The 17539-nt window shown below is 48.4% G+C and carries 18 protein-coding genes; 2 read left to right on the plus strand and 16 right to left on the minus strand.

Annotation, left to right across the window (positions count from 1 at the left end):
- Positions 1 to 85: 85 nt before the first annotated feature.
- The 9 genes from asnB to LQV63_RS06310 all read right to left on the minus strand — a co-directional run bounded on the left by asnB (position 86) and on the right by LQV63_RS06310 (position 10341).
- Positions 86 to 2050, minus strand: a complete 1965-nt coding sequence (gene asnB, locus LQV63_RS06270; RefSeq protein ID WP_233696057.1) for an asparagine synthase (glutamine-hydrolyzing) — start codon at positions 2048 to 2050, stop codon at positions 86 to 88.
- A gap of 37 nt (positions 2051 to 2087) precedes the next feature.
- Positions 2088 to 3476, minus strand: coding sequence for a hypothetical protein (locus tag LQV63_RS06275; protein WP_233696058.1), 1389 nt, complete (start codon positions 3474 to 3476; stop codon positions 2088 to 2090).
- Between the two features lie 16 nt (positions 3477 to 3492).
- Positions 3493 to 4587 carry a glycosyltransferase gene (locus LQV63_RS06280; RefSeq protein ID WP_233696059.1) on the minus strand — a complete coding sequence of 365 codons (1095 nt, stop codon included), beginning with the start codon at positions 4585 to 4587 and terminating at the stop codon, positions 3493 to 3495.
- 16 nt (positions 4588 to 4603) lie between these two features.
- Positions 4604 to 5971 (minus strand): phenylacetate--CoA ligase family protein, encoded by a 1368-nt coding sequence (locus tag LQV63_RS06285; protein ID WP_233696060.1) that lies wholly within the window; start codon positions 5969 to 5971, stop codon positions 4604 to 4606.
- On the minus strand, positions 5919 to 7268 hold the full coding sequence (locus LQV63_RS06290; protein WP_019422651.1) for a lipopolysaccharide biosynthesis protein: 1350 nt from the start codon (positions 7266 to 7268) through the stop codon (positions 5919 to 5921). The genes LQV63_RS06285 and LQV63_RS06290 overlap by 53 nt, the downstream gene beginning before the upstream one ends.
- Before the next feature lie 292 nt (positions 7269 to 7560).
- The gene (locus LQV63_RS06295) at positions 7561 to 8232 is read right to left on the minus strand and encodes a CpsD/CapB family tyrosine-protein kinase (RefSeq protein ID WP_019422652.1); all 672 of its coding nucleotides are present in this window, start codon (positions 8230 to 8232) and stop codon (positions 7561 to 7563) included.
- The gene (locus LQV63_RS06300; protein ID WP_019422653.1) at positions 8213 to 8980 is read right to left on the minus strand and encodes a YveK family protein; all 768 of its coding nucleotides are present in this window, start codon (positions 8978 to 8980) and stop codon (positions 8213 to 8215) included. The genes LQV63_RS06295 and LQV63_RS06300 overlap by 20 nt, the downstream gene beginning before the upstream one ends.
- 16 nt (positions 8981 to 8996) lie before the next feature.
- Positions 8997 to 9758 (minus strand): tyrosine-protein phosphatase, encoded by a 762-nt coding sequence (locus LQV63_RS06305; RefSeq protein ID WP_233696061.1) that lies wholly within the window; start codon positions 9756 to 9758, stop codon positions 8997 to 8999.
- Positions 9759 to 9882: 124 nt separating this feature from the next.
- Positions 9883 to 10341 (minus strand): PilZ domain-containing protein, encoded by a 459-nt coding sequence (locus tag LQV63_RS06310; protein WP_019422655.1) that lies wholly within the window; start codon positions 10339 to 10341, stop codon positions 9883 to 9885.
- Positions 10342 to 10571: 230 nt separating this feature from the next.
- Here LQV63_RS06310 and LQV63_RS06315 point away from each other — a divergent pair, with 230 nt between their 5' ends.
- The gene (locus LQV63_RS06315) at positions 10572 to 10943 is read left to right on the plus strand and encodes a helix-turn-helix domain-containing protein (protein WP_233696062.1); all 372 of its coding nucleotides are present in this window, start codon (positions 10572 to 10574) and stop codon (positions 10941 to 10943) included.
- 78 nt (positions 10944 to 11021) lie between these two features.
- Here the strand turns inward: LQV63_RS06315 and LQV63_RS06320 are convergent, their stop codons facing one another.
- From LQV63_RS06320 to LQV63_RS06330, 3 genes are all read right to left on the minus strand, one after another.
- Positions 11022 to 11612 carry a DUF4956 domain-containing protein gene (locus LQV63_RS06320; RefSeq protein ID WP_233696063.1) on the minus strand — a complete coding sequence of 197 codons (591 nt, stop codon included), beginning with the start codon at positions 11610 to 11612 and terminating at the stop codon, positions 11022 to 11024.
- Positions 11560 to 11940, minus strand: a complete 381-nt coding sequence (locus tag LQV63_RS06325; protein WP_233696064.1) for a VTC domain-containing protein — start codon at positions 11938 to 11940, stop codon at positions 11560 to 11562. Before LQV63_RS06325 ends, LQV63_RS06320 begins: the two co-directional genes overlap by 53 nt.
- Before the next feature lie 106 nt (positions 11941 to 12046).
- Positions 12047 to 12448, minus strand: a complete 402-nt coding sequence (locus tag LQV63_RS06330; RefSeq protein ID WP_233696065.1) for a hypothetical protein — start codon at positions 12446 to 12448, stop codon at positions 12047 to 12049.
- A gap of 38 nt (positions 12449 to 12486) precedes the next feature.
- Here LQV63_RS06330 and LQV63_RS06335 point away from each other — a divergent pair, with 38 nt between their 5' ends.
- The gene (locus tag LQV63_RS06335; RefSeq protein ID WP_233696066.1) at positions 12487 to 12804 is read left to right on the plus strand and encodes a hypothetical protein; all 318 of its coding nucleotides are present in this window, start codon (positions 12487 to 12489) and stop codon (positions 12802 to 12804) included.
- A 61-nt stretch (positions 12805 to 12865) separates the two neighbouring features.
- Here the strand turns inward: LQV63_RS06335 and LQV63_RS06340 are convergent, their stop codons facing one another.
- The 4 genes from LQV63_RS06340 to LQV63_RS06355 all read right to left on the minus strand — a co-directional run bounded on the left by LQV63_RS06340 (position 12866) and on the right by LQV63_RS06355 (position 17477).
- A complete protein-coding gene (locus tag LQV63_RS06340; RefSeq protein WP_019422660.1) occupies positions 12866 to 13063 on the minus strand; it encodes an AbrB/MazE/SpoVT family DNA-binding domain-containing protein in 198 nt (65 codons plus the stop codon).
- A gap of 91 nt (positions 13064 to 13154) precedes the next feature.
- The gene (locus tag LQV63_RS31725; protein WP_233696067.1) at positions 13155 to 14678 is read right to left on the minus strand and encodes a diguanylate cyclase domain-containing protein; all 1524 of its coding nucleotides are present in this window, start codon (positions 14676 to 14678) and stop codon (positions 13155 to 13157) included.
- Positions 14665 to 15819 carry a response regulator gene (locus LQV63_RS06350; protein ID WP_233696068.1) on the minus strand — a complete coding sequence of 385 codons (1155 nt, stop codon included), beginning with the start codon at positions 15817 to 15819 and terminating at the stop codon, positions 14665 to 14667. Before LQV63_RS06350 ends, LQV63_RS31725 begins: the two co-directional genes overlap by 14 nt.
- A gap of 506 nt (positions 15820 to 16325) precedes the next feature.
- Complete coding sequence (locus tag LQV63_RS06355; RefSeq protein ID WP_233696069.1) at positions 16326 to 17477, minus strand: response regulator; 1152 nt, start codon at positions 17475 to 17477, stop codon at positions 16326 to 16328.
- Positions 17478 to 17539: the final 62 nt, after the last annotated feature.

A 17539-nucleotide genomic window follows, 5' to 3' on the forward strand; every position in this document is an offset into this window, starting at 1 on the left:
CTCACACCCAAGCAGTCGGGCTTCCTGCTATAAAATATGAGTGAGGAAGAAGAATGGTATAGTTATAACACTATGGGCTTCCAGCCTATTTCGTCTGCTCCTCCAGCCAAGCTTGAAACATCAACACATCCCATAAATCGTACTGCCGATTTCGCTTGCCCTCCAAATGCTCCTTCCACCGCTGACGAATCGGCGCCGGATTCAAATATCCTTGCTGCTTTAACCTCGACTCGCTCAGCAAGTGCTCCGCCCATTCGCGCAGCGGTCCGCGCAGCCATGAACCGATGGGCACACTGAAGCCCATCTTCGGCCGATTCATGATGGTTTCCGGCACGTATTGATTCAATACCTGCCGCAACAGCCATTTCCCCTGACCGCCTTTGATTTTGTAGTTAACGGGCAGCTGCCAAGCGAACTCTACAATCCGGTGATCAAGAAAAGGAATGCGTGATTCCAGACTGACGGCCATTCCCGCACGATCGACCTTGACCAAAATATCATCCGGCAAATAACTGATCATATCCAAATACATCATTTCATTGGAGAAGTCGGAAAAGACATGATTCGGCACCGTTTCAAACACCGTATTCAGGGCACCGCTTCCGATGACGATGGAATGATCTTTCCAATGCGAAATCATGTACCGGTAAAATTGGCGGGAATTCAAGTTGCTGTCTTTCATCAGTTCCGCCAGACGGTACATTTTGTCCCCCGCCGTGCCTGGCGTGGTAGCCCGTTTTCTGAGTGGAGACCACCAACGCGACAATTGATTCCATGTGGATACCGGAATCGAGTGAATGAGCTTGGAAGCGCCGACGCGGCCGAACGCCGGCACTTTGTTTAATTTGCTCCATATATCCTGCGTGATGAAATATCGCTTATATCCCCCGAACAGTTCATCCCCTCCATCTCCGGACAAGCTGACCGTCACATGCTTGCGAGCGAGCTCAGAGACCAGATAGGTCGGAATTTGGGAAGAATCGGAAAAAGGCTCATCGTATAGTTGCGGCAATTTGGGGATGACATCCAGAGCTTCTTGCGGCGTAACATACAGCTCCGTATGATCCGTGCCAAGATGACGGGCTACTTCCTTCGCATGCACCGCCTCATTGTATCCTTCCTCATGGAAGCCTATCGTAAAGGTTTTTACCTTTTGCGAGCTTTGCGCTTGCATGATGGACACGATGGTCGAGGAATCGAGCCCTCCCGACAAAAAAGCTCCGATCGGCACATCCGAAACCATTTGCCCCCGGATCGACTGGCGCAGCAGCGCATCCAGCTGCTTCACCGCCTCTTGCTCACTCATCCCCCTTGTGTTACCTTGACCCTTCTGAACCGCTTGTTCCACCGTCCAATACGACTGTATTTCATGCGCTCCAGACTGCGTATCGTAAGTCAATATCGTCCCTGGCAGCAGCTTATAGCAACTTTGAAAGATCGTATACGGGGCGGGAATGTAACAATGCTGCAAATATAAGCCAATGGCATCCCGGTCGACATGCTTCACGAATTGGGGATGCGCCTGCAGTGCTTTTAATTCCGAACCGAACAGAAACTCATTCTGTTGTCCAATAGCATAATAGAGCGGTTTTTCCCCCATCCGATCCCGGACAAGATGCAATTTCCTATCCTTACGATCGTACAGTGCAAATCCGAACATGCCGATAAACCGATGCACAGCACGGTACACCCCTAACTGTTCAATAGCTGCCAGCATCGTTTCTGTATCGGAATGTCCGCGCAATTGGGAATACAGTTCGGGCGCGCTTGATTGAAGCCAAGTCTGGATCTCCTTGTAGTTGTATATCTCGCCATTAAACACGATGACATAGCGGCCGCTGGGAGAGAGCATCGGTTGTCGTCCGTGTTCGGACAAATCGATAATGGACAGTCTGCGGTGGCCGAGCCCTATGGTTCCATCTTCCCCCCACCATCCGCACGCATCCGGTCCGCGATGGACGATTCGGTCCGTCATATCTTTAATCGTTGCTTCCATCTTGGCCATAGTCAGTGGTGCATTCCGAGCGACAACTCCGACAATTCCACACATTCGATATAACTCCCCTTTAAGTGCGTGTTCAACCTCATTAATGAATTAAGTTCATCTTCCAGCCGTTATTGGCTGCTGTTCTGTGCCGGTTTATATTCGTAAACATGAGCACAAGTCCTAATCCGATCAAGTACGTAAAGGCGGATTGATAGGCCATCTGCGGATCGCTGTACATGATGCGAAACGCGAAATACAGTATCCAATGAACCCGGTAAATGACAATAAACCAGTTTTTGTTTGCCGAAAATATCCGTTCCATAAAAATAAGCAAACCGCCAAAAGCGAATCCGAGAATAGCGACACCCGCAATCCCCAGATTGAAGTAACCGAAGGAGACGAAATCGACAGGCGTTGTACCTTTTGTTTGGAACATCCACGTATTCAGCTCGGACACCGTCTCCGGGAGATTAAGCGGGATGAGCCGGGACGGCACCAGATGGAGCACGCCAAGCGGGATGTCCACGAAGAACCGATACATGTTCTCATACGGAAACGTCTGAATGGCATTCGCTAACGTCACATATGGGAATGAGAACTCCAGCAACACTTTAGAAATAATGTTGCCCGCTTCCGATCCGATGTTGGACATCTGGTTCCCGACGCCTTCGGGATAAATAAAATAATTAAAAATTTGTTTTCCAAACAAGACGATAAGGACGAAAAAAAACCCAAACCCGAAGATGAGTTTGATATTCCATGCTTTATTTCTGACGACGTTGACCAGCGGGAACGTAATTAAATAGGAGACCATCTCCATTCTTCCTGCTTTATGAAACAGCAGCACCATCGACAAGCCGAAGGTCAGCACAAAACATAAACGTGACCACGAGCGAATGCTGGAACGCTCTGCTTCCTTCGCAAGCGCAAAAAAACATAAGGAGGCTACCATAATGAACGTCGATAAGTTTTTGAAAAACAACCATTTCGATTCAATAAAATCGGTGCCGGAACGAAGCAAGATCGCATACTCGAACAATTTGGACCATCCGCCGATGGAGGACGTATAAATGACAAAGCTTATTAAGCCGATACAGGCGATCACAGCGGAAGCGGCAAACATACGGCTCTCTGGAAATAGTTCCTTCTTATCGGGTCGTTCCCGCTGCATGTCGTCAGCCTGGCCCTGGCGAAATCGCGAGCATGCGGAATATCCGGCCACGATGAACAGATACCCGATCAGACTGCACAATGATGCGTAGAAGTATGAGGTTGAAGAGAAGGAGTTCATAAGAATCCAACTCCAGCTATCCAACTCTTCAGGAAGTAAAAAAGCGCAATAGATCGGGATGACACTGAAGCACATAAAATAAATGCCGCTGACAGCAAACAAAAAGTCAAACGGGCCATTTCTTTTTTTTCGAACATGTTCAGTGACCAGGATGACCCCTCCGAGCAGTATCGCAACAGGTACGGCCAGCCACCCCATTCTTGTTTTCCTCCCCTCAAATGGCAACAAATAAATCCGTATACTGGTCCACAATTCGTTCAATATCAAATTTTTCTGCATGGGTTCGCAGCTTCATAAAGTCAGAAGGATCAGGGGAAGTCAATTTGGCATAAATGCCGTCAGCCAATTGCTCGGCATCTCCGATCGGCACCACTTTCCCGTACGTTCCTTCTTCCAGCACGTCCGGAACACCTGCACAATTGGTAGAGACGATCGGAAGACCGAGCCCCATTGCTTCCAGCAAGACGTTCGGCAAGCCTTCATATTTGGAAGATAAAATAAACAAATCAGATTGTCTCATATACATATACGGATTCTCAACAAAGCCCGCAAAATCGATATGCTCCCTAATGTTAAGCTGCTGTGCCAGCGCATTAAGCCTCTCATATTGACTGCCGGTACCTAAAATAATCATCCGGCAATCCATGCGCTGATGAACGATTGCGAATGAATGGAGCAATGTGATGTGGTCTTTTTGCTCTTCCAAACGTCCCACATTTAAGATGACCGGCATTTTTTTATCCGATAACCACCTATGATTGACCTGTTCCTGCGCATACTTCCGAATTTCATGCAGTACGACCGGATTGTGAATAATCGTAACTTGTTGCGATTGGATCTGTTCATTAGACTGCAAAATATCGTTCTTCATATCATTCGACAGGGCGATAATCTGATCGGCCCTAGGATAATACCATTTGTATAATAGCCGGTGCAGCTTGCCGCGGCGCTTCAACTCCTGGCTGGGCATATTGGCCTCGCGTACGATGATTTTCGGGTTCCCCTTCAAGAACGGCTTAATCGCCAACAACGCGATGTTCAAATGCATTAACGTAGACATGATGACATCCGGCTGAATACGATTGATTTCATTGACGAGTTTGATCACGCTGTAACGCACTTGGGAAATGCCTAAATCGGTAACTGCTATATCCTCCGGCAAGTGGGATACAAATGGCCCGTGCAAAGACAGCGTCATAAAGCACGGGCTGATTCGATCCCGATCGATATGCTTCAATAAATTGACAACGACTCGCTCTGCACCGCCGCCATGCAAATTGGGAGTAATAAAAAGCACTTTTTTCTTCATATCCAGCTCCTTTTGGTCATGCCATCACATGGGAAATCAAGTAGCGATATTTCCCTGAAGCTTGCGGAGATATAGCCTCAACGTGCTCATATGTAATATCGCAGCCTTCACCAAGCACAGCCTTGAATTGATCGTCAATCATTTGGATTTCAGCTTCATATCCGCTTAAGCCGACTTCGGGATGTTTCAGCACAACGAAAACTTTCACTCGTTCAACCGTTTCTTGTATGATTTGATATTGTTTGACCCAATCTTGGTAGAAGAAGAGCTGACTGAAATAGGTCCCTTGAATTTTTGTTCCGTTCGCGTTAATAAATGTATCGCATATTCTGCCGGTAACTTCTTTGAGCAGTTTGAACGGCCTTCCGCAGGTGCAGCTCTCATCAGACCAGACGCCCAGATCACCGATACGATATCGTATTAGCGGCATGGAAAAGTTGCATAAAGGCGTAACGACAATCTCCCCGACTTCATGCGGTGCGGCTGGCGTCCCATCCTCCCGCAGCACTTCTACATAATGGGTAAGTCCAGATACGTGCAATCCCTTATGCTGCTCACACTCACAGGCAATATCACCCACTTCGCGCGATCCGTACCGGTTGTATACTTTGGTCTGGAAGACGTCTTCAATCGTTTGCCGCATATGCGGAAACAATACGCCAGCCGTCGTCATAATCGAATGAGGATGATGGATTGAGACTTGATGATGTTCGATATATTGAGCCAGCTCATATATACTTTCCACATAGGCCAGGATTTGCTTCGGTTTGTATTCATTAATGCTATGGACCGCCATTTTCACCCGTTCTTTATCCATGCGATACGCATTAATCCATCGTTCATTACGCATCCATCTTCCAACATAAGTTCGCATCGTTTCTTTGCCGATGAGCAGGTCGCGCATCGATCCCCATAAGCGTATTTGCCGGTCTCCCGGCACCCGACCCGTCCACTGGTCATAGAGTAATTTCAACGACAGCATCCAAGACATCGTATCCTCGTCTTGAATGAACCGGATCGGCTCTCCCGTTGATCCCCCGGAAGTTTCTTCGAACCATTTCCGCTCCTGTATATCTTCCGATATCAATTGCCCGTAATGTTCTCGTATGATCTCTTTCGTCAGCAGCGGAATTTGCATAAAACGGGGCCAATCGATGACATTGTGATGAATAAGTTCGTTCACACCGATGTTGTCGCGATAGAAGGGAACGTGCTTGCAAGCATGCTTAAGCAATGCGCTCATCTTCGCATGCACATATTGCTCGTATTCCTCAGGCGCGAGCCATTGTTGTTGATGCAGCGTTTTATATTTGCCAAACACATCTTTTTGTCTATACATCCGAATTCGAGTCAACCCTTTTTTCAGCGGATTCAACACCATCAACTTCTTCTCTTCCTTTCTCTGCAAGTAAGCTGCGTTTACGCGAGACGATCAGCATAGACGCAACCAAACCCATATTCATCACAACTCCCACCAAGCTATATAGCGCGATACTCAGCAGCGGGCTGCTATATACAAATCCGCTGAATAAGGCCGCCACTCGAAGTAGAAGCGAGATAATCTCATACACTAGCAAATGCTTCTGCAAATTATAGAGCTGGCCGGTTACAAAGGCAGGCGGCATAAAGAAATTGACAAACCACCAGCAAACCATCCACCGGGCATATTCGCCTGCTTCGTACCACGTTCCTCCGAGCGCGAATGCGAATAATTGCGGCCCGAACACTACAACAATGAGCACAGGGATAATACCGGCGCCAATCAGCGCCAAGGTCGTCTTCTTCAATAAACCAAATAGGGGCATTCCTTGATTTTGCATATCTGATGCCTGTTGAAAATAAACGTTGCGAACCGATTCGCTTATGACATGAATGGGAAGCTGCAGCATGCGAAGAGATAATCCGTACAGCCCAACGACAGCCGGTCCGAAGAACACGGCCAGCAAGAAGGGGGTCATGTTTTGAGCCACCGAATTCAATATCGTCTGCGGCATGTTATACAACGGATACTGTTTAAATTTACGGGCTTGCTCCTTCATCGTCGCCACGTGCGTTTCTTGAATGAACTTTGCTTTGTCCTCTTTCCATACTTGGAAGAACAGCACTCCCGTAGCGATCATTTGACCTACGAACTGCCCGAGAACAAGCCCAATCGCCCCCCACCCTGTCACACCGCCCGTCATTTGCATGCCCGTAACACCCGTGGAACGAAAGATTTGCGATATGGACTGTCTTTTATATTTTTTGTTCCGGGTGCACCAATAGCTTAAGCATTGATAGCCTCCGATAGAAAATACGGTAAGCGGCAGCCATACCGTCCACACTACATCCATGCGGGGGACGTCAAACCAATTGCCGATATACGGTCCGATAATAACCATTAGAAGACCAGTGCACAACGTTGTGAGCAGCAGCGCAATCATCGACACATTTACGAGATTCACGCTTTCTTTTTCCCGCTCAGGCACGACAATAGACATTTCATACTTCCAACACGCTGTCACGGAGAACAAGCTGACAAATGCCGTATATATTGAAAAAACTCCGAATTGTTCCGGCGTATAGAGTCTGCTTAGCAATGGGGCCGCTGCAATCGTAATCCCCTGTGACAGCGCGGTTCCCGACATTAGAACGGCTGCATTTTTGAAAAGCTTGCTTTTAGGGAGCGCCAATATGGACAAATTTCAACACCTACAATCTAATGTATTTGCATCGATCCGAAGAATGCTTGTAAAACAAAGTACGGCGTTAAATCGCTTTAACTTCATACCTTGCCTGACAAGCCGTCATCATGCAGACTGGGGCATCAAACCCCTCCTCACGCCACACCCTCGACGACGAACGTCTAAGGCCCCAAGCTTACCCACAGCATGGCCGAGTGCCTACAATGATATAGGTGTAGTAGGCATTACCTTACGAAAGTTTACGAAAGTTTACGAAAGTCCCTTAGTGGACTGACCCTTTTGAGCACGACTAATAGTAGTCATACCATTCCGATTTATATTTCTCCTGACCGTTTAGAACGGTACCCAGCAGATTCGCTTTTACGATTTCGAATTGCTGCTTCACCTTTTTTATCGCTTGCACTTTCGTCCTGCCGGCCAAGACGACCAGCACGACTCCGTCACATTTATTTGCTATAATTTTGGAATCAACTACGGGCAATACCGGCGGGCAATCGACCAGCACAACATCGAACCTTGACTGCAATTGCTGCAGACATTCATTCATTGGCTGACCAGAGAGCAACTCAGCCGGGTTATCGGGAATTGCGCCGGCCGGGAGGGCCCATAAATGCTCAATTTCCGTTTCCCGCAGCACTTGATCCAGAGCGGTCGTGTCATTTAGAAGCGAGGATAGTCCCAAGCTTTTACCTACATTGAATACTTGATGGACAGAAGGCCGCCGCAAATCCGCATCCACAATGACGGTCCGTTTCCCTCCCATTGCAAACGAGATCGCCAAATTAATTACGGTTGTCGTCTTGCCCTCTCCTTGGTTCGCCGACGTGACAGCAATGCTCTTCATGCGTCCTTCATTCAGCAACTGGGTTATATTTGTCCTTAATTGGCGATAATGCTCGGAAACGTAAGAGTGAGGATAGTCTCTAGTAATGAATGCCGGTTTACGCATTTGTCGAAGCATTAGTAGCCTCACCTGCCTTTGTGTATGAGATCGAAGTCTGACGATGTTTGGCTGACTTGTAGGATTTGCGGTTTATTTTAGGAATGACGGCCAAGGTCGGCAAAGACAGCAGCTGCTGCAGCTCCTCTTCCACGCGAATGGAATCATCGAAGTACTCTCGTACGAAGATCGTCCCGATGCTTATCATGAACGAAAGTATAAAGGCTACCAACGCATTTAGGATGATGTTCGGTTTCACCGGTCCCGGCTCAAGCGCAGGGTCTGCCGGATTTAATATTGTTACATTGTCCACTTGCATTAAGTCGGGTATTTTTTTCATGAATTGTTCCGCAATGCCGTTTGCGATTTTACTGGCAAGCTCATAAGAAGGGGCTATGGCGCTAATGGTCATCACTTGAGTCTTATTCGTAGAGCTTACCGTGACACTGTCGCGCAATGCTTTGCTGTTCATATTAAGCTCGGAGTATTTCGCAAGAACGTCTTTAATCATCCAGTCGGTTTTAATCAATTCCTTATATGTGGAAATCAATTGCATATTAGCTTCCAAATCATTCAGATTGAGTGTGCTTTCCCCTTCGACGATTCTCGTTTTGTTTACAATCAGTTTCGTAGATGCTTCATAGACCGGTGTCACCAGAGCCATACTGTAATACAATGTTCCGCCGGTGCAAATCAATGTAAAAAGTAAAATGAGCCACAACTTCTTCCTCAGCATGCGCAGCATCGTTTTCAAGTCCCATTCCTTCATTGCCTTACTGTCCTCCTTATTGAAAAAAACGTATCGCCTTCATCGGACTGGCCGCCCGAAACGGAAGCACCTGCTCGCCATGCAGTACCCGACGGGCATTTTCTTTCATCGTATCGACATAAAAAAGTCCGCCGATTTCTTGCAGCGCCGCATAACCTTCGCGCAGGAAGAAGCCTCGTTTCAGTACGCTGTGGGCATCAGAAGCAAGAAAATGCGCCCAATGCTTTTTACATAGCAGCACTGCTGATTTTTGTGCTTTTGTTCCGAATCCACCCAATAAGGATTGCGCGTTCACTTGGAACAGAACACCTTGCTCAATCCAGTCATACACCTGTTCTGGACGTTTCATAATGGCTGCATTTCGTTCAGGATGGGCAACAATGATTTGTAGTTGATATTGATTCATATAAGTGAGGAACTTGGAGAAATAGACCGGGATTTCTTGCGCTGGCCATTCGACAAGCACGTATGGCCCATCAGCTAACGGTTGAATGGAACCGCACTGGTAATCTTCAACGAAGTTGCCATTCAGCCGATATTCTTGTCCGGGAAAGACACGCAACTCAATAAGGCGTTCCTTCAGCAGCTCACTAAACGCCCCTACTTGTTGCTTAATATGGTCGGAGGCATTACGATAGCGTCTCGTAGCATGATGGGGAGTCGCTATAATCGTATGAATTCCGCTTCGAACAGCTGCTTGAGCCATGCGAAGCGCCTCTTCTTCATGGGCCGGTCCGTCATCCATTCCAGGCAGCAGATGACAATGAATATCGATCATAATTTACACTCCGTCTGGGCAGGCGCTTGGCGCCGAATCGGCATCATCTGTATAATGGATTTCTTTGACGAGTATGATTGAACTACAAAATTTTTATGTGGTAAAATAGACTGGAATTTGGATTTCATATGCTCTGGTCCAGGTGCTGTTTGCTAGTATGCAAATAATAGAGAGACATTGACTTGTACAGCTCGTGAATTTTTAGCTGGTCTGGACACAGCGTCGTGAGGTACATGTTTAATAGGGAGATGAGCGCCCGACGCTCTGATGCTGTTAAACGTAAAGAGATGCCATAGCGAAATTGGCTTTCGTCCGCGTCCCTCCATACAACATGACCATTCAGCTTCATTTCAACCTGCTTGATCATCAATTGGAAACCGAGCAAATAATGGGAGGACGACGGGAGTTCCAAGTGCGTTAGCATGCGCAGACCGCCCGGACTAAGTTCAGTGATGAGGACAGGCTTGGATCGACTGTTTACGGACACACCGTTTACTTGCTCGATGGACATCCTTGCGATGATGGTCTCATTCATATGAAGCCGTACATAGTTTCTTTGTTCTTTAGGCTCACTATGCTCCATAACTTCATCCTCTTCTTGATATAAAGTGATGTTACTACTCATTGCAGCATGGCATAATGATACTTGATGTTACATCATCATTCCTTTAGATACATTATGTATCGAATCACTTCTTTACTTTACGATACGATTTGTAACATGTCAATCCTTTTCTCAGGTTTGTTTTGTGCATTCGATACGTTTTGTTTCACAATGATTGGATTTGGATTGAAAAGGGAGGTTTATTTCAAATGAGCACCGGAATCCGTATCGCGGAGCTGCGCGAAGGAAAAGGATGGACTCAAGAAGAGTTGGCTGAATTGCTGGGGATTACGCGGGCTGCGTTATCTCATTACGAGAAGGATCGCCGCAAACCTGACTTTGAAACGTTGACTAAACTAGCGGATCAATTTGGGGTTTCCATCGATTATTTAGTCGGGCGTCTGTCCAGTCCGAATGCGCAGGCAACGCAAGAGGTACTTATGTTTGCAGATGGGCTTGAACTGTCGGATGAGGAGCTGCTCAAAAAGTTCCGGCTTACTGTGGACGGTCGTGAATTAACGGAGGAAGAAGCGCGTCGATTCATTGCTTTCGTGCGGGCGGAACGGTCCATGCGGCTTTAGGTCTGCGCATCAACGTAAAAACTAGCCTAAGCATTTAACGCCCTAGCCACTCCCAATAGGAGTAGTTCGGGGCATAATTTATATTTCTACGCGCTGCAAGCATAAAGATCCCCCCCCCCGATGTCTCGTTAGATCGGGGGGATCCAATGGCTTGATGACAGTGGTATTGTCATCGCGCAGTCGGGTTTCGACCGTCATTTCGGTCATTTGCTTGTGCACCGTCTTCGATTTAAGCACATACTTCAACTTGCGCAAGCGCGAGAGCACCTCGTCCTGAGCCGGTTCCTCATATTTGACAATAAGCAGATAAGGGGCATCCCTCACCTTGCGGCGGGACAGCCAGAAGATTGCTGCTCCTACAGCCAGCGAACCGAATACGGACACGGGGTAGATCTCTGCTCCGTTCGCAATGCCAACCGATATGGCCCAAAACATATATACGATGTCCATCGGATCTTTAACGGCCGTGCGGAAGCGCACGATGCTCAATGCGCCGACCATGCCCAAAGACAGGACGATATTAGTGCTGATCGTCATGATGATAAGCGTCATAATCGACATCAATACGAACGTGACATTGTAGCTATGATTGTAGACGACGCCGCGGAAGCACTTCTTATAAGTCCAGTAGATGAACATCCGATGAGGAACGAAGCGACCATCCCCCAAAACATGTCCACCCACGCAATTTTATTGAATGCCCCAGCTTCAATTCCGAATCCGCTTCCCGTAAAAATTCAGCGTCACCCCGGTACAGCCGTTCAAATTCACTGCGTGTCATCGGAGCCGATTCTTTGGCGACATATTCGTTCCACTTGCTCTTCCGTTCGAGCTTGATGACGGCATCGCTCTTGTTATAAATGCGAATGCGATATTTCCGCCGGTTCAAAATGCCATCGACCTTATCGTGCAACGCAGATTCATAGATGTTGTCGAAATATAGGCTCCGGATATGATACCCGTGCTCGTCAACCGAGTTCTGATCCAGCAGCAACAACGATTTAATCCGTTCCCGCAGCCCATAAATTCATGATAATGGATATAAAATTTCAATTCGTGCCGAAGCTTCTTTCGATCCCGCATATCTCTAACCTTCTTCTCTCTCATCTTATTCCATTCAATCTCTGCTCGATTCGCCCCCGGCCATAGACACACGGCACCTGCTCCACTACCGGCTTCGCAAAGTCCGGCGTTTGGCTAATTTGAAAGTGGTAGGCTATATCGTCCCCTTGCAAATCGTATGAGTTCGACCATACGAACAGCCACTCCCCATTCTCCCGCTTCACTTCACCTAGGTAGACCGGCAACGGATTCTCCAGTGCAGTGAAGAAGCGCTTCTCGTTCTGTTCGGGGAGTCCGATTAGCCGCTCCCACTCCCGAGCATACTCCTGCGGCGTTCCGGGAAGATGTCCGATATCCGGCGGACGCAGCGTAATCCCGGGCGCCGCCTGACGGTAATGATCGAGCAGGGCTTTCGTTCTTTCCGGGTTAATGCAGGTTTTCATTTCTGTTACCTTAGCCTTGAGAAATTTACGGAACAAAGATGCTGTCCATCAGCAAAATGGACTATGATTCGCTGTCCGAGAACGTATTGCGCAAGTTCTTCCGTATAAACGAGGCGGCTGCCGGCGTCTTCTCGCTCGACGGCTACGGCGTGGCAGCATGGGACTACAGCGCAGGAACAAAAAATCGCAACGCAGTGCAAGCCTTCCCTTATTTCGAGCATTATATGGATTACTACGACATCAAGCTCAAGCCAAAAACGGTTCAGAAAGAGCTCGAGTACGAACGAAAAGGATTCCTCACGCATTCCGAGCCCGGGCATCATTTCTATCACATTCCGGAACTGTATGGGAAATAAATAAACATGCACTCCCTGGATTGTGGCGGAGTGCATGTTTATGTTCTCGTTTTTAAATATTTCATATAGACGCCTTGCCTAACTCATGAAACCGTTTTTGATTGCCGCCTGTGGGAGACTTTCTGATGATGACTTCCCCTGTCCGTTCACTAATCTCCACATCCAACGTATCACCGCACTCCGCATCCAGCTTGTCCAACATCTCCTTAGTAAAAATGACACCGAAGCTGTTCCCGATTCGCATGAGCTTACGCTTCAATTCATTGCACTCCTTTCGTTTTCCCGCGGCGCAGGCATTGATTTTTTCACTAATATTCATTCATGAATTTGTACATAATGAACTCACGCTGCTACAGTGCGCGTCTCCGTTCAGGCGCCATCGATAGCTTTTCAGGAGAATTGCGGGCCATGGCCGGAGAATAGACGGCATATCCATTGCCGAGCATTTTCGCCTCATACATCGCCATATCGGCATGTGTAAGCAATGTCTCCGCATCCAGGCCGTCATGGGGGAAGATCGCGATGCCTATGCTCGTCGTTAGACGGAACTGGTAATGAGCAATCATAAAATCCTCTTCGAACAACTGCAGCACTTCCTGCGCCGTATTCTGAGCATCTTCCAAGCGCCTGATGTTCGGAAGCAGAATAATGAACTCATCCCCGCCCATTCTCATCATCATCTCCGCAGGCAAAAAGGTCCGCATTCGAGCAGCTACTTCCTGCAGCAGATAGTCGCCCTTACTGTGTCCGAGCGTATCATTGACCTGCTTGAAGCGATCCAAGTCCAAGTAAAGAACGGCCATCATCTGCTTATCCTTCTTCGCTTTTGCGATTAGCTGGGCCACATGCTCTTTGTAGTGCCTGCGGTTCGGCAGGCCCGTCAAGTCGTCGTGATAAGCCAAGTAATTGTAGCGTCCCTCCGCCTCGACTCTTTCCGTAATATCCCGGAATTGCCCGAACGCCCCGGTTCTGTTGCCGTGCTCGTCCAAAATGGGAAGCGCATTGAACAGGCACACCTGTCTTGCCCCCGTTGCGGTGTGACAGACGACTACCTCAATATCCTCGCAGGTCTTGCCGGTGCGAATAACCTCATCGATATAAGGCCCCATTGGCTTGATATCGAATACCGGCTGCTGTATAAGAGCGTTCCGGGATAGCCCTGTCAATTGTTCCGCGTATGAATTGAATTCAGTAATGCGACCGTGCCGATCCGTAATGATGATGCCATTGCGCGTCGTATCCATCATAATATGGTTCAAAATATTCAACTTGCGGTTCTGGCTCCGCAAGAGCAGCTCGCGTTCAATCGAGTCAGCTACAGTATTGAGCACCGCCATGAAATAGGGATGTGCATACTCCATGGACGTCATAATCGACACAGTGCCGAGCAGGTTGTCCTCATCCGAGGTGCCAAAGGGGACGGAATAGCATACTTTGTCGTGAAAACAATGGTGAAAATGCTGTTCTCCTGCAAGCTGCACCGGCTTGCCATATGTTAAGGCAAGAGTAATGCCATTCGTTCCACATGCTTCTTCAGTAAACCGCACTCCCGCAACGATGCCGAGCTGAGCTACTGTCTGCTTCATCGTCCCGTCTCCTGCCATTTCGAGAATGCAGCCGTTCTCATCCGAGATCACGATTACAATTGGAGTTCCGGCGAGCTGCGTAAGCAATTTCCCCGTGAAAAAGCGAACGACGGTTAACATTTCGTCATAAAAAATCCGTTTGCATACGAACTCCGACTGCCCCATCACGGAATTGAACTGCGGAATCGATGCCGGATTGAGCCCCGAATCCTGTACCTTCCTTCTCCATTTCTCGATCCTCTGCATCATAGATGTGCCGGAATCGCTCTGACTGTCACATAATCCCACTATGGTTCCCTCCAGCTTCCATCATTCTAATCATGCCGTTCTGAGTATTGTCTGAACGAACCGGAATGCGCATCGTTATTTCCGTCCCCTGATCCGGTTCGCTGCGGATGCAGAGCCCACGACCGTACCAATACGTAAGGCGCTTATGGGTGTTAACTAGGCCGATTCCCCCGCGGGTACGGGCTTCTAGAACCGCTTCAATCACTTCCCGGCGCATGCCTACGCCGTTGTCGGCTACCGTAATAATCGCCTCTTCGCTTGTCAGTCTGACAGCGATTGCTACGGTACCTCCTTCTCTCCGCTTCATAATGCCATGACGTATCGCATTCTCCACAATTGGCTGCAGTGTCAGCGGGGGAAGCTCGAATTGCAGTCCGTCTGCCACATCCAGTTCCACCGAGAGGCGGTCGGAGAACCGGACCTGTTCAATGTATAGGTAAGATTGAACTAACGCCCATTCTTTGGCGAACGGGATGAATCTGTCACGGTTATGCGCACGGAAGCTAGCCCGTAAATAATTTCCGAACTGAATCAGCAGCACCTGAGCCTGATCTGGTGCCTCCGAGTTCAATGAAGCTATCGAGTTGAGCGTGTTATATATGAAGTGGGGATTCATCTGAGCTTGCCAGAGCGCCATTTCGAGGTGAACATGCTCCTCTGCTGCCTGCTTCAAGCTAAGCAGCGTCCGAATACGCATTCTCAATTCACTGCCGTCCATCGGCTTCAAGACATAATCGTTGGCTCCCGCTTCGAATCCAGCCAGCGCATCGCCTGCTTGATTGCGTGCGGTCAGCATGATGATGGGTAGATCAAACAGATTCGAGTGTTCTCGCAAGCGGCGGCATATATCATATCCCGAAATCGTGGGCAGCAAGACATCGAGGAGAACGAGATCGTAATTCCACGCAGCCCCCCCGTCCAATGCTGCGAGTACCTCTTCCCCTTTTCCCATGACGGTGATGTTATACTTCTCATGCATCAGCGTATGCAAAATGACGCGGATGTTAACCGGATCATCCTCCACGACGAGAATACGGGCGCCTCCGCCGTAATCCACCTTCATCGGCAGCATCCATTCAGCGGCGACAGAATTGCCATTTCCTGCCATGTCAAAAGGCTGCTCGATTGCTAGGTCTTTCATTTTCTCTCCTCCGCCATCGTATAAGTGAAGGCTGAGCCACATTTCATGTCAAGGGAGATCGTTCAGCAAAGGCCCTGTCCTGCACCGTTAGAATCATATTTATTAAAATGGGACTGATGTAGACTGCTAGCCGCGCTATTGATCAGATTGGAGTTGTTGTCCAAGGAAATAATCGAAAGAGGCGACTGCGACAGAAGGCTATAATAGTAGAAGCAGGATACAGCCAAGAGATATGTGTTTTCCATTTCGCGTCCCCCTTGCAGACTTCTGGTGTACATACTAAGCGGGTTGTGGAAATATAGCTTACTGCCGTATCACCGACATGGTAACATATAGAATACCAATTCCAAATGCACAAAATCTGAACAGCAACGAATCGAGGAGCTGAGGTGATGTTACAACGAAGATCAAGTTAAATTAAAAAAGCTAACGCCGGTTGTATACCAACGTCAGCTTACAGGCTAGAGCTCTTTCCATGTCCGCAAAATAGGAGCTTGACCACGGTATTACACCTTGTGCTCAAGGGCGCTTCTCTTCCAATTGGCACTCCAGCGCTCGAACCAAGCTTGGTACGCCACTTTCGGCTGCATTCCAAATTCACTCATCGTCATATCACATAGTGTGGCGTACATTTCTTCTACCGCATTGCGATCGCCCAGTTCGGCATATAACCGCATCAGCATGTAATACCCCGATTCAATATGAGGATAGACGTTCACCTGTCTGTGATACACTTCCAAGGCCGCCGGAAAATCGTTGTCCGCAACCAGATAGTCCGCGATTTGGGTAACCAAATGCAACCACAAAGAACGAAGCCGCTGACGTTCTCCCTCCGTCCACCTATAATCACAATCCGCCAAATAGTCTCCGCTATACCGCTGCAGCAGTTCACGGTATTTGTTGACCGAGTGCTTGGACACCGGGGGTAGGCTTTGCACTTCATGCTCCCACTGTACGCAATCGATATCCGCTTGGTGAATCATAAGCATATAGCTTTCCTCACAGCTTACGATTTTCAGTTGCTCCTTGTAGGGCTCCAGCGCCTTGCGCACCTGATAAATGGTCGTATATAGCTGCGTATACCCTTTTTTGGCATCCACATCGGGCCACAGCAGCTCAATGAGCGAATCCTTCCGTACCGACTTTCCCCGCTTATGCAGCAAGTAAGTGAACAGCTCCTGGGCTTTCGCCGTCCGCCAGCGCAAATGCTGGTGAGACGCCGCTCCGATATCGATGTGCAGATTTTGAAAGCAGCGGATCATGCGGATAAAAGGACCATCCCCTGGACCTGTCGTTACGGCTGCACGTTCCGCCAATCGTTCTATAGTAACGTTCAGCCTCTTGGCTTCCACCGGTTTTAATACATAGTCGATCGCGTTCAATTCGAATGCTTTCACTGCATAATCGTCATAGGCCGTAATAAAGACGATCTGAGCCGACGGAAGTATGGATTGCACCTGTTCTGCCAAATCGATCCCACTCATCTCCGGCATGTCGATGTCCATAAATACGACGTCTGGCATCAAAGCAGGAATGTCCTGCAAGGCCATTTGCGGATCCTGATAGGTACCTTCCACAACTATTTTCCCCTTAGCCGACAACAGTTTTTTTAAATGAACGAGCGCCAAACGCTCGTCATCGACCAAAATCGTTCTCATTGCCTTCCCTCCGCGTGTTGAATTCGAAGTGTTACCTCCGTACCGCACCCAGGCTCTCTGGC

Source organism: Paenibacillus profundus (genome assembly GCF_021369635.1).
Taxonomy (GTDB): domain Bacteria; phylum Bacillota; class Bacilli; order Paenibacillales; family Paenibacillaceae; genus Paenibacillus_B; species Paenibacillus_B profundus.